Annotated in this window: 12 protein-coding genes and 1 pseudogene; 6 read left to right on the top strand and 7 right to left on the bottom strand. The window is 67.4% G+C overall.

The window, feature by feature from the left end:
• The first annotated feature begins 46 nt into the window (after positions 1–46).
• Complete coding sequence (locus B4K74_RS09470) at positions 47–463, top strand: helix-turn-helix domain-containing protein (RefSeq protein WP_123285895.1); 417 nt, start codon at positions 47–49, stop codon at positions 461–463.
• Here B4K74_RS09470 and B4K74_RS09465 read toward each other — a convergent pair.
• Positions 460–981, bottom strand: a complete 522-nt coding sequence (locus B4K74_RS09465) for an S-type pyocin family protein (protein WP_241153072.1) — start codon at positions 979–981, stop codon at positions 460–462. The two genes, B4K74_RS09470 and B4K74_RS09465, sit on opposite strands and share 4 nt — an antisense overlap.
• Positions 982–1,118: 137 nt before the next feature.
• On the opposite strand from B4K74_RS09465, the gene coaBC reads away from it, so the two are divergent.
• Both coaBC and dut read left to right on the top strand, forming a co-directional pair.
• Positions 1,119–2,369 carry a bifunctional phosphopantothenoylcysteine decarboxylase/phosphopantothenate--cysteine ligase CoaBC gene (gene coaBC, locus B4K74_RS09460; protein WP_286692724.1) on the top strand — a complete coding sequence of 417 codons (1,251 nt, stop codon included), beginning with the start codon at positions 1,119–1,121 and terminating at the stop codon, positions 2,367–2,369.
• Positions 2,366–2,815 (top strand): dUTP diphosphatase, encoded by a 450-nt coding sequence (dut, locus tag B4K74_RS09455; RefSeq protein WP_123285893.1) that lies wholly within the window; start codon positions 2,366–2,368, stop codon positions 2,813–2,815. Before coaBC ends, dut begins: the two co-directional genes overlap by 4 nt.
• Before the next feature lie 5 nt (positions 2,816–2,820).
• On the opposite strand, the gene B4K74_RS09450 is transcribed toward dut, so the two are convergent.
• The 4 genes from B4K74_RS09450 to dnaK all read right to left on the bottom strand — a co-directional run bounded on the left by B4K74_RS09450 (position 2,821) and on the right by dnaK (position 7,793).
• A complete protein-coding gene (locus tag B4K74_RS09450) occupies positions 2,821–3,720 on the bottom strand; it encodes a DMT family transporter (RefSeq protein ID WP_286692723.1) in 900 nt (299 codons plus the stop codon).
• An 11-nt stretch (positions 3,721–3,731) separates the two neighbouring features.
• Complete coding sequence (gene dapB, locus B4K74_RS09445) at positions 3,732–4,481, bottom strand: 4-hydroxy-tetrahydrodipicolinate reductase (protein WP_286692722.1); 750 nt, start codon at positions 4,479–4,481, stop codon at positions 3,732–3,734.
• The gene (gene dnaJ, locus B4K74_RS09440) at positions 4,478–5,686 is read right to left on the bottom strand and encodes a molecular chaperone DnaJ (protein WP_286692721.1); all 1,209 of its coding nucleotides are present in this window, start codon (positions 5,684–5,686) and stop codon (positions 4,478–4,480) included. The genes dapB and dnaJ overlap by 4 nt, the downstream gene beginning before the upstream one ends.
• A gap of 193 nt (positions 5,687–5,879) precedes the next feature.
• A complete protein-coding gene (dnaK, locus tag B4K74_RS09435) occupies positions 5,880–7,793 on the bottom strand; it encodes a molecular chaperone DnaK (protein ID WP_286692720.1) in 1,914 nt (637 codons plus the stop codon).
• Between the two features lie 352 nt (positions 7,794–8,145).
• On the opposite strand from dnaK, the gene B4K74_RS09430 reads away from it, so the two are divergent.
• Both B4K74_RS09430 and B4K74_RS09425 read left to right on the top strand, forming a co-directional pair.
• The gene (locus tag B4K74_RS09430; RefSeq protein ID WP_286692719.1) at positions 8,146–8,565 is read left to right on the top strand and encodes a hypothetical protein; all 420 of its coding nucleotides are present in this window, start codon (positions 8,146–8,148) and stop codon (positions 8,563–8,565) included.
• An 82-nt stretch (positions 8,566–8,647) separates the two neighbouring features.
• Complete coding sequence (locus B4K74_RS09425) at positions 8,648–9,550, top strand: dienelactone hydrolase family protein (RefSeq protein ID WP_286692718.1); 903 nt, start codon at positions 8,648–8,650, stop codon at positions 9,548–9,550.
• 19 nt (positions 9,551–9,569) lie between these two features.
• Here the strand turns inward: B4K74_RS09425 and grpE are convergent, their stop codons facing one another.
• On the bottom strand, positions 9,570–10,196 hold the full coding sequence (grpE, locus tag B4K74_RS09420) for a nucleotide exchange factor GrpE (RefSeq protein WP_414630932.1): 627 nt from the start codon (positions 10,194–10,196) through the stop codon (positions 9,570–9,572).
• Between the two features lie 50 nt (positions 10,197–10,246).
• The gene (gene hrcA / locus B4K74_RS09415) at positions 10,247–11,326 is read right to left on the bottom strand and encodes a heat-inducible transcriptional repressor HrcA (protein WP_414631002.1); all 1,080 of its coding nucleotides are present in this window, start codon (positions 11,324–11,326) and stop codon (positions 10,247–10,249) included.
• A gap of 126 nt (positions 11,327–11,452) precedes the next feature.
• Between hrcA and B4K74_RS09410 the strand changes: the two are divergent.
• Positions 11,453–11,655 (top strand): annotated as a pseudogene (locus B4K74_RS09410) (ribonuclease PH); the annotation flags it as partial.

The following is an 11,655-nucleotide window of genomic DNA, read 5'->3' as shown; positions in this document are numbered from 1 at the left end:
ACGGCTTTAACCCGCTGCAGCCGGGCGCGGAACAGGACAAGAGACGATGGCGAGAGGCAAGGGCGTCGATGGCCCCCATCCGGTAGACCGGTATGTCGGGCGTCGCGTATGCGAAAAACGTATCAGCCTGGGCTATAACCAGAGCGATCTGGGGCGCGCCCTGGGTCTGACCTTCCAGCAGATCCAGAAATACGAGAAGGGCGTCAACCGCATCTCGGCGTCCAAGCTGTTCGACATCTCGCGCTTCTTCAAGGTCGACGTCGGCTATTTCTTCGACGGGCTGGCCGAAGGCGCTGCCGGTGTGGCCGAGGAAGGTGCCGGGTTCGAGCATGACTTTCCCGCCACCCGCCAGACGATCGAGATCACCCGGCTCGCACCCCGTTTGTCGGCCAAACGTCAGCGCCTGGCTCTGGATTTGATCCGCGAAATGCTGGACACGCCCGACACCGACGATGCGGATTAGCGGCTCTCGCTAGCCTGACGCCGCTGGCCAAAGGTCGGCGCCGCCGCCTTTTCCTTGGCCCAATACGCCGGGCCGTCGTCGGGTTTGAACATGGTGCGCGGCACCCCGTCGGAATCCACCACGGCAAAGGTGTTGGTCGAGGCCTGATAGATCAACATGTCTCCATTGCCCCGGCGCACCGTCTCGGCATCCGCAGGCGGCGTGGTCGTGAAGGCCGTGATCGCCGCCAGATAGGCGTCGGCCGTTGGCGTGCCGAAATCGGCCCCATTCCGCTCGAACAGCCGCTGAATCTTGGCATCGACTGTTTCACGCCGATTGGCCGTCAGCAGCGGCTTGGCCTCGGCGGAGCCGTCCGCGCTCTTGGCGGCCTCCCCGTCAGACCCGCCGTCCGCCGGCTTGGCATCTTCGGACACCGCCGCACGGTCGCGCGTCTCGACCGCCGACGCCCCGTTATCACAGGCCGAAAGACCCAGAGCGGCCACACCGGCCATCATCAGAAATGAACGTGTCAGGCGCATCAAACCCTCCCTCAAGGAACCCGCCGAAAGGAAAGAAGCACAGGTTAACTGTTCTTGCAATGTTCTTGTTCGGTGAGCGCGAATTCCCGGCTGGGCCGCTGCTCGACGGGGCGGGGAGGGGCGGCTAAGGAAGGCGCATGGCCCAAAATCCTCCCGCTCGTCCCGCTGTGCGTCGTGTCCTTCTGATCGTCGGGGGCGGTATCGCGGCCTATAAGGCGCTGGAGCTGGTGCGTCTGATGCGAAAGGCCGGGCTGGAGGTTCGCTCGATCCTGACCCGGTTCGGGGCCGAGTTTGTCACCCCCCTGTCGTTGGCGGCCCTGACCGGCAGTGCTGTGCGGCAGGACCTGTTCTCGTCGGAAGATGAGACCACCATGGGACATATCGAGCTGTCGCGCTGGGCCGATCTGATCGTGGTAGCTCCGGCCACGGCGGGCCTGATGGCCAAGGCCGCAACGGGCGCCGCAGACGATCTTGCCTCGACCACACTTCTGGCGACCGATGCTCCGGTGCTGCTGGCCCCGGCCATGAATGTCCGCATGTGGCTACACCCGGCGGTGCAGGCCAATCTGTCGACCTTGCTGGGCTTTACCGAGCCCCGCTATGCGGTGGTCGGCCCGGATGACGGGGAAATGGCCTGCGGCGAATATGGCCCGGGCCGCATGGCCGAGCCCGCAGCCATACTTGATGCCATCCTCTCCCATGACGGCAAGGGCGGGCTGTCGACTCGTCTTCTGACCGGGCGGCATGCCCTGGTCACTGCGGGCCCAACCTTCGAACCGATCGACCCCGTGCGCGGCCTGACCAATCGCTCCAGTGGCAAACAGGGCTATGCCATCGCCGGGGCGCTCGCCCGGGCGGGAGCGCGGGTGACGCTGGTCTCCGGGCCGGTGGCGCTGGATACGCCCGCCGGCGTCGACCGGGTCTCGGTCGAGACGGCGGAGCAGATGCTGGACGCGGTAGAGCAGGCCCTCCCTGCGGACCTCGCCATTTTGACGGCGGCGGTCTCGGACTGGCGCGTGGCCGGAGCTGCCGACACAAAGATCAAGAAGCAGGCGGGGGAGGGGCCGCCTGCGCTCACGCTGGTCGAGACTCCCGACATCCTCAAGGCTTTGGCGGGCCGCACAAAGGGGCGCCCGGCGCTGGTCATCGGTTTTGCCGCCGAGACCGGCCAGCTGGAGGCCCGGGCCGCCGCCAAGCTGGAGACCAAGGGCTGCGACTGGATCGTCGGCAATGATGTGTCCGAGGGCGTCTTCGGGCGGGACGAGACCCGGGTGATGCTGTTCAGCAAGGGCGAGGCCCCCGACCCCTGGCCCGAGACCACCAAGACCGCTGTGGCCGACCGTCTGGTCCGCGCCGTGGCGGCCCATTTTACGAAAGAGGCTCCATGACCCGCATCGCTCTCGTGCAACTGCCCCACGCCGAGGGCCTGCCCCTGCCCGCATATGAGACCGACGGCGCGGCCGGCATGGATCTGCGCGCGGCCGTGCCCGAGGACCAGCCCATGGTGCTTGAGCCCGGCGCCCGGGCCCTGGTGCCGACGGGTCTGAAGATTGCGGTGCCCGTGGGCTTTGAGGCCCAGGTGCGTCCCCGCTCCGGTCTGGCGCTCAAGGCCGGCATCACCTGCCTGAACAGCCCCGGCACCATCGACAGCGACTATCGCGGTGAGGTCGGGGTGATCCTCGCCAATCTGGGCGGCGAGGCCTTTGTCATCCGGCGCGGCGAGCGCATCGCCCAGATGGTCATCGCCGCCCATGAGCGGGCGGAGTGGTCGGTCGTCGACAGCCTGGATGAGACCGCCCGTGGCACCGGCGGCTTCGGCTCCACCGGCCGCTGAGCCCCTCAGATCGGCGGCGTGGGGGCGGTGACCGCCCGCCGCCGGACCTGCTCGCGCCAGGCGGTATAGAGGCCGCTCGCGACGATCAGGGCGGCGCCCGCCAGCGTCGAGATCGACGGCGCCACCGACAGGGCCAGCCACCCGAACAGCACGGCGCCTGCGATCTGCAGATAGTCAAAGGGCGTCACCGCCGACACGGGCGCCAGCCGCAGCGACTCGGTCATGGCCAGCTGGGCCACACCGCCCGCCATCCCGGCTCCCACCAGAAAGGCAAAGGCCAGCGGCGGGTGCAAACTGCCAAAGGCCGGCAGCAGCAGCGCGCCTACGACCGCGCAGGCGATGAAGAACCAGAAGACAATGGCCGCCACATGCTCGGTCTGGCTCAGGTGGCGCAGGGTCACCGTCACCCCGGCCGAAAAGCCCGCGCCCACCAGCGCAAACGCCACTCCGACGGCGGGCAGGGGGTCCCCGCCCGGTCGCATGACAATCATCACCCCGACAAAGCCGACCACCACCGCCAGCCAGCGATGCCGACCGACCGCCTCCTTCAGGAACAGGAAGGACAACAGGGTGGCGAACATCGGGGCGGTAAAGCCCAACGTCGTCGCATCGGCCAGCGGCAACAGCGTCAGGGCCTGGAACAGGCACAGGATGCCGGTCACCCCCAGCCCACACCGCCACAGATGCATCAGCGGCCGCCGCGTGGCGATGGCCTTGAGGCCCGGCCCCATCATCACCCAGGCCAGCACCACCGGCAGGCCGAAGATGGCCCGGTAGAACATCATCTCGGGGGCGGTGACGCCGCTTTCGGCCGCCAGCTTCATCAGGCCGGACATCAGCGAGAAACTGCCCGCCGCCAGGATCCTCAGGATGATCCCGCCCGTGATGCCCTCCAGCCGGATCACGGCGTCTCCTCTCAGGCCTGGCGGAAGCCCAGCACGTCCTGCATGTCATAAAGGCCGGGGCGGCGATTGCGCACCCAGGCGGCAGCGGCCACCGCGCCCTTGGCGAACAGCGACCGGTCGATGGCCGAATGGCTGAGGGTCAGGACCTCATCGTCCGAGGCGAACAGCACGGTGTGCTCGCCAACGATGCCCCCGGCGCGCAGGGCGGCGAAGCCGATCTCGCCCTCGGCGCGCGGCTCACCCACCCCATTGCGCGGCGCGGCCCGGACATCCTCCAGCTCGACATTCCGTCCACTGGCGGCGGCCTCCCCCAGCATCAGGGCCGTACCCGACGGCGCGTCGACCTTCTTGCGGTGGTGCGATTCCAGCACCTCAATGTCCCAGTCGCGCGCATCCAGCCGCTGGGCCGCATGCTCGACCAGACCGATCAATATGTTGACGCCCAGCGAGAAATTGCCGCTCCGGACAATGGCGACCTTCTCGGCCGCCGCCTCGATCCGGGCCTCTTCCTCGGGTGACAGGCCGGTCGATCCGATCACCAGCGCCGGGCCACCCGCCTGGGCGCAGCGCTCGGCCAGTTCGACCGAGGCCTCGGGGGTCGAAAAATCGATCACCACGTCGCACAGCGACAGATCGGGCAGTTCCCCGCGATCAAAGCGGGCGGCGACCACCACATCCTTGCGGGCGTCCAGAACCTGAGAAACCGCCCGTCCCATCCGTCCGCGCGCGCCGGAAATCCCGGCGTGGAACAGGGCGTTCACGCGGCGGACTCCCGCGACGAGGAGGCGCCGGGCCCGTCGCCGTCCCCCCCCAGAATATCGGCCCAGAAGCGTTTGGCCTTGCCGGCAAAGCTGGAATTGCGCGGGTTCTGGTCCTCGCCGAACGACAGCGCCAGCTCCTGCATCAGCTCCTTCTGGCGGGGCGTCAGGTCCGAGGGCGTCTCGACGAACAGTTCGACGACCAGATCGCCGCGCTGCTTGCCGTTCAGGTGCGGCATGCCCTTGCCCTTGATGCGGATGGTCCGGCCGGTCTGGGCCCCTGCGGGCACCTGAACCGGGGCCTTGCAGCGGCCGTCACAGGCCTCGGACACCAGACAGGGGGCGTCGATCGCCCCGCCCAGTGCCGCCACCGTCATCGGCACCGGCACGGTCACCAGCAGGTCCAGATTGTCCCGCTCGAACAGTTCGTGCGTCTTGACCGATAGAAAGACATAGAGGTCGCCGCGCGGCCCGCCCCGCAGCCCGGCATCGCCTTCGCCGGTCAGGCGGATGCGCGATCCGTCATCCACCCCGGCCGGCACCTTCAGCGACAGGGTGCGTGAGCGCCGCACCTGGCCCTGACCGCGACAGGTGGCACAGGCCTCGGCCACGCGCTTGCCGGCCCCGCCACAATGCGGACAGGTGCGCTCGACCTGAAAGAAGCCGTTGGCCTGCCGCACGCGGCCCGCACCCTGACAGGTCGAACAGGTGACCGGCTGGGTGCCCGGCTTGGCTCCCGTGCCCTCGCAGGGCTCACAGGCCGTTGTCGTGGGAAAGGAAATCTCGACATCGGTGCCGCGATAGGCGTCTTCCAGCGTGATCTCGAGGTCATAGCGCAGGTCCGAACCCCGACGGGGTCCGCCGCTGCGGGCACCGCGCCCGCCGAACACATCGCCAAAGGCGTCGCCGAACACCTGCTCGAAGATGTCATTGACGTCGGCATAGCCGGCCCCGCCGCGTCCGAACGGACCCTGACCGCCGCCGCCCACGCCCTCATGGCCAAACCGGTCATAGGCGGCGCGTTTCTGCGCATCCGACAGGACGGCATAGGCCTCGGACACTTCCTTGAAGCGGGTCGAGGCCTCCTCGCAGCCGTCGTTGCGGTCCGGGTGGTGCTGCATGGCCAGCTTGCGATAGGCAGCCTTCAGCCCGGCGGCATCGACCGTGCGTTCAACCCCCAGAATCTCGTAATAATCGCGCTGCGCCATCAGGCCGTGATCCTCATTATCCCGTTTCGATCCGGCCGCCCCTCTTCGGCGGAGGCTGGCCGGAAACCGATACCCCGACAGACATGGGTGTCGGGTCGCATGATGCAAGTTTCATGAAACGGCCCCGCCTGTCGCCTGACAAGCGGGGCCGGATGCATTTTGCCTTCCCGAAAGACGGGGGAAGGCGCGGTCGTCAGTCGGCCTTCTTGTCCGCTTCGTCGCCCGAGACTTCCTCGAACTCCGCATCGACCACACCGTCGTCGGCGGGGGCCGCCGCGTCGTCACCTTCGCCCGGCGCACCCTGCTGGGCCGCATACATGGCCTCGCCCAGCTTCATCGAGGCCTGGGCCAGGGCCGTGGTCTTGGCCCGCAGGTCTTCGAGGTCCGAGCCTTCGCGCGCCGCCTTCAGTTCGTCGAGGGCGGTCTGGATGGCCGCCTTGTCGGGCTCGCCAACCTTGTCGCCGTGCTCGGCCATGGCCTTCTCGGTCGAGTGGATCAGGCTGTCGGCCGAATTCTGGGCCTCGACCGTTTCCTTGCGCTGCTTGTCAGCCGCGGCATTGGCCTCAGCCTCCTTGACCATCTTGTCGATGTCCTCATCCGACAGGCCGCCATTGGCCTGAATGCGGATCGACTGTTCCTTGTTGGTCGCCTTGTCCTTGGCCGAGACGTGGACGATGCCGTTGGCGTCGATGTCGAACGTCACCTCGACCTGCGGCATGCCGCGCGGTGCGGGCGGAATCCCCATCAGGTCGAACTGACCCAGGATCTTGTTGTCCGACGCCATCGGCCGCTCGCCCTGGAAGACCCGGATGGTCACGGCCGACTGGTTGTCCTCGGCGGTCGAAAAGGTCTGGCTCTTCTTGGTCGGGATGGTGGTGTTGCGCTCGATCAGCGGAGTGAACACACCGCCCAGCGTCTCGATGCCCAGCGTCAGCGGGGTCACGTCCAGCAGCAGCACATCCTTGACGTCGCCTTGCAGCACGCCCGCCTGAACGGCGGCGCCCAGCGCCACGACCTCATCGGGGTTGACCCCCTTGTGCGGCTCCTTGCCGAAGAATTTCTTCACGGCTTCCTGAACCATCGGCATGCGGGTCATGCCGCCGACCAGCACCACTTCGTCGATATCCGAGGCCTTCAGCCCGGCATCCTTAAGCGCCTTTTCACAGGGCGCGATGGTGCGCTGGACCAGATCCTCGACCAGCGCCTCCAGCTTGGAGCGCGACAGCTTGATGTTCAGGTGCAGCGGGCCCGAGGCGTTCATGGTGATGAACGGCAGATTGACCTCATACTGGGTGGTCGAGGACAGCTCCTTCTTGGCCTTCTCGGCCTCTTCCTTCAGGCGCTGCAGGGCCAGCTTGTCCTGGCGCAGGTCAACGCCCTGATCCTTCTTGAACTCATCGGCCAGATAATCGACCAGACGCAGGTCAAAGTCCTCACCGCCGAGGAAGGTGTCCCCATTGGTCGACTTCACCTCAAAGACGCCGTCGCCGATCTCGAGGATCGAGACGTCAAAGGTGCCGCCGCCCAGGTCATAGACCGCGATCTTCTGGCCGTCGTTCTTTTCCAGGCCATAGGCCAGAGCGGCCGCCGTCGGCTCATTGATGATGCGCAGGACTTCAAGCCCGGCGATCTTGCCGGCATCCTTGGTCGCCTGACGCTGACTGTCGTTGAAATAGGCCGGAACGGTGATGACCGCCTTTTCGACCTTCTCGCCCAGATAGGCCTCGGCGGCCTCCTTCATCTTCTGAAGGGTGTAGGCCGAGATTTGCTGGGGCGAATAATCCTTGCCCTGGGCGCGCACCCAGGCGTCGCCGGTCGGGCCCTTGACGATCTCATAGGGGACCATCTTCTTGTCTTTGGCCACGACGGGGTCGTCGAAATTCCGGCCGATCAGGCGTTTGATGGCGAACAGGGTGTTGGCCGGATTGGTCACCGCCTGACGACGCGCGGGCTGGCCCACCAGCACTTCGCCGCCATCCTGGATCGCCACCACCGACGGGGTGGTGCGGTTGCCCTCAGCGTTCTCGATAACCTTCGGGGTCTTGCCGTCCATGACGGCTACGCACGAATTGGTCGTACCGAGGTCAATGCCGATGATCTTGCTCATGGACTCTACGTCTTGCTCCTGTTCGGCGGATGGCTCCGGGCCTCGTTCGAGCGCCCTTGTCAGCCACCCCCGGGGGGTTGGTGTTCGGTTCGGGCAAATCCCCAGAGAGACAAGGGGCTTTGCACGGCTGATGCCGATATGGGAAGCGCAGGGGCACCCGCAAGCCCTTTCGTGCATACGGGCCCGCTGTGATCGGGGCGCAGACCGCCTCACCGCCTCACGAAAGACGATAATCAGGCTCCGTCAGGTGTCACAGCCTCGGCTGGACGCCAGTATGGGGGTCACCTAAACCAGTTGCACCGCCCGGAAACCGCGCTTTCCGGATTTCATTCGCTGCAGGGACGACGCCCTTATGTCCAAGTTTTCCGGCCTGCGGCTCTGCGGCGTTGCCAGCGCCACCGGCGTTCTGGCCCTTTCGGCCTGCCTGCTGGCGGCGCCTGAACCCGGCTGGGCCCAGTCGGCGGACCAGTCGCGCGGGACAACGCGCGGCGCCCAGTCTTCCAATGACGGCCAGAACCGTCGCGTGCGGGTCCATAACCAGACCGGCTGGACCATCGTCAGCCTCTATGCCGCTGATCCCGCCCGGACCGACTGGCGCGGCGATCTTCTGACGCCCGAGGTGCTGGCGACGGGCGACAGTGCGGTCATCGACGTCGACAACGGCTCGGGCGCCTGCGTCTATGTCGTGCGCGCCGAGTTTTCGAACGGCGAGCGACTGGAGCGGGTGGGCGTCAACGTCTGTCGCATCGCGGACTATTATTTCACCCGCTGACCCCGGTCGCTGAGGCGATCGTGACTGGACGTCCCGGGACACAGGGCGCAGGTTTGCGGCCTGAAACTCAGGAGACCGCCCGATGCGACTGACCCGCCCCGAAGGCCCGACCGATCAGGATTTTCGTTTCAGCCGCAGGGCGTTGGCCACAGGGGGCCTGACCGGCCTGATGTTCGCGGGCTATGCCCCCGCGGCGCTGGCCCAGGACGCCAGCCCGGTCGTCACCGACAGCGAGGGTCTGGTCACCGAAACCGTCAGCTATCCGGCACCGGACGGCTTTGATCTGCCCGCCTATGTCGCGCGTCCCGAGGGCGAGGGGCCCTTTCCCGTGGTGATCGTCGCCTCCGAAATCTTCGGCGTCCATGACTATATCCGCGACATCTGCCGCCGTCTGGCAAAGGCCGGCTATGCGGCCATGGCGCCCGCCTTCTTCGTCCGGGTCGAGGATCCGGCACCGCTCACCGACTTCGGTCGCATCCAGGAGATCGTCGGTCAGGCGGGGTATGAGCAGGTGATGGGCGACATCTCCGCCGGCATGGAATGGCTGTCGCGCCAGCTGTGGGCCAGGGCCGACAAGGTCGGCATCACCGGCTTCTGCTGGGGCGGCAAGGTCGTCTGGCAGGCCTGCGCCCGCTTTGCCGTGATCGACGCCGGCGTCGCCTGGTACGGCCGTCTGGCCCCCGCCGCCGAGGCCACGCCCGAACAGATCGCCGCCGGCCAGCCCTGGCCGGTCGATCTGGCGGCCGACCTGAAGGCGCCGGTGCTGGGCCTCTATGGCGAGATGGATCGGGGCATCCCGCTGTCCAGTGTCGAGCTCATGCGTCAGGCCCTGCAGCGCGCCGGGCGCACCGACAGCGGCATCGACGTCTATGACGGTGCCCAGCACGGCTTCCACGCCGACTACCGCGCCAGCTACAAGGCCGATGCCGCCGCCGACGGCTGGGACAAGCTGCTGGCCCTGTTCGACGCGCGCCTCAAGACCTGAGGGTCAGGCCCCCAAATCATCAGGCCTTCGAGTCGTGGGCCCCGCCCGTGGCCGAGGCTGTGGCCTCATAGGCATGGGCTGCGTCTGAGGCCGAGGTGCCGGGTGCGGGGCCGGACCCCTTGGCGGCGACGACCACCATGGCCGGGCGCACCGTGCGCCCGAACAGGGCATAGCCCGCCTGCAGCGTCTGGATCACAGACCCGCCGGGCACTGTCTCTGACGGCTGCTCCATCATCGCCTGATGCAGGTGCGGATCGAATGCTTCACCCGCCTCGGGCGCCACGCGCACCAGATTGTTGCTGGCAAAGGCCGACAGCAGGGACTTCTGCGTCAGCTCCAGCCCGGTCACCAACCCGGCCTCGGCCCCCTCGGCATTCTTGGGTGCCGCCTGCAGGGCCCGCTCCAGATTGTCGGCCACGCCCAGCAGGTCGCGGGCAAAGCGCTGGATGGCATAGGCGCGGGCGTCATTGTTCTGGGTCTCGGCCCGGCGCTTGATGTTCTCGACCTCGGCCACGGCGCGCAGCGCCCGGTCCTTCCATTGGTCCCGCTCGTCGAGGATGGCGTCGAGGTTGTCCATGCCCACACCTGTATGGGCAGGATCGGAATTCAGGCCCGCCTCGGCGTCGGCTTCATCGGCCGGATCCATACCGTTCAGGTCGTCGAATTCATGAGTTTCGGGGTCGTGCGGTGTGTCGTTCAAGGCTCTTGTCCGTCAAACAATCGGCTCAGTACGCGGGCGGTGTAGTCCACCAACGGAATGATCCTGGCATAGTTCAAACGCGTGGGGCCGATCACGCCGACCGCGCCCAGCACCCGTTGTCGCCCCGTCATATAGGGCGCGGCGATCACAGAGGAACCCGAAAGTGAAAACAGTCGTGTCTCGGCGCCGATAAAAATGCGCACCCCCTGGGCCTCGGACACCCCGTCCAGCAGGCCGATCAGCTGTTCCTTCTGCTCCAGATCATCGAACAGCACCCGCACCCGGTCCAGATCCTCCAGCGCCTCGCGGTCCTGCAACAGATTGGCCCGCCCCCGCACGATCAGCGACCGCGGCCCCGCCGCCCCGGACCAGGCCGCCATGCCGTCCTCGACCAGCCGGGCGGCCGCCGCATCCAGCGCCTGACGCGCCGAATTCAGCTCCTGGCTCATCTCGCCCCGGGCCTCGGTCAGCGAGCGACCCTTCAGCCGGGCATTCAGAAAGTTCGAGGCCTCCTGCAGGGTCGAGGGGGTCATGCCGGGCCCCATGGGCATCAGCCGGTTCTCCACCTGCCCGTCCTCGGCCACCAGAATGGCCAGGGCCTGATCATGGCCCAGCGCCACGAACTCGACGTGCTTGATTCCGGTATCCCGGACCGGGCTGGCGACAATGCCGGCCCCGCCCGCCAGTCCCGACAGCAGGGACGACGCCTCGTTCAGCGCCTGATCGAAATCCACGCGCCCCCCCGGCCGCGCCAGCCCCGCCAGCCGCGCATCGATCTCGCGCCGTTCCTCGGTGCCGACGTCGCCGATCTCCAGCAAACCGTCGACGAACAGCCGCAGCCCGGCATGGGTCGGCACCCGCCCGGACGAGGTGTGCGGCGACGCCAGCAAACCCGCCAGCGTCAGGTCCTGCATGGTGTTGCGGATCGAGGCCGGCGACAGGGCGATGGTCCCGCGCGACAGGGTCCGCGACCCGACCGGCTCTCCCGTCTCCAGATAGGTCTCGACGATGCTGCGGAAGATGTCGCGCGCCCGGGCGTCCAGCGTGGTCAGCGAGGGCGAGGGATGAAACGGCATGGAGCTCATGCGCAGCCTCGTCCGGCATCTGCGGGGGGCGGGTCTTCTGGCATCTGGGAGCGGGACAGGGTCACGCTTTCAGGATAAGCACGCCCGCGACCCCATCCAATACGCAAAAGAGACATCATGCGCCCTTCCGACCGTTCGCCCGACCAGCTTCGCCCCGTGACGCTTGAAACCGGCGTCAACCGCTATGCCGAGGGGTCGTGTCTGGTGTCGTTCGGCCAGACGAAGGTGCTGGTCACCGCCTCGGTCGAGGAGCACCTGCCGCCGTGGCTGCGCGGCAAGGGCCAGGGCTGGGTGACGGCCGAATACGGCATGCTGCCCCG

Source organism: Brevundimonas sp. UBA2503, assembly GCF_002341485.1.
GTDB lineage: Bacteria > Pseudomonadota > Alphaproteobacteria > Caulobacterales > Caulobacteraceae > Brevundimonas > Brevundimonas halotolerans.
The sequence above is the reverse complement of the archived record's forward strand: the minus strand, read 5'-3'. Positions and strand labels throughout refer to the sequence as shown.

Coding starts and splice junctions, on each gene's coding strand:
- B4K74_RS09470 (WP_123285895.1), top strand. CDS start 47: ATGGCGAGAGGCAAGGGCGTCGATGGCCCCCATCCGGTAGACCGGTAT.
- B4K74_RS09465 (WP_241153072.1), bottom strand. CDS start 981: ATGCGCCTGACACGTTCATTTCTGATGATGGCCGGTGTGGCCGCTCTG.
- coaBC (WP_286692724.1), top strand. CDS start 1,119: ATGGCCCAAAATCCTCCCGCTCGTCCCGCTGTGCGTCGTGTCCTTCTG.
- dut (WP_123285893.1), top strand. CDS start 2,366: ATGACCCGCATCGCTCTCGTGCAACTGCCCCACGCCGAGGGCCTGCCC.
- dnaJ (WP_286692721.1), bottom strand. CDS start 5,686: ATGGCGCAGCGCGATTATTACGAGATTCTGGGGGTTGAACGCACGGTC.
- dnaK (WP_286692720.1), bottom strand. CDS start 7,793: ATGAGCAAGATCATCGGCATTGACCTCGGTACGACCAATTCGTGCGTA.
- B4K74_RS09430 (WP_286692719.1), top strand. CDS start 8,146: ATGTCCAAGTTTTCCGGCCTGCGGCTCTGCGGCGTTGCCAGCGCCACC.
- B4K74_RS09425 (WP_286692718.1), top strand. CDS start 8,648: ATGCGACTGACCCGCCCCGAAGGCCCGACCGATCAGGATTTTCGTTTC.
- grpE (WP_414630932.1), bottom strand. CDS start 10,196: ATGGATCCGGCCGATGAAGCCGACGCCGAGGCGGGCCTGAATTCCGAT.
- hrcA (WP_414631002.1), bottom strand. CDS start 11,326: ATGCCGTTTCATCCCTCGCCCTCGCTGACCACGCTGGACGCCCGGGCG.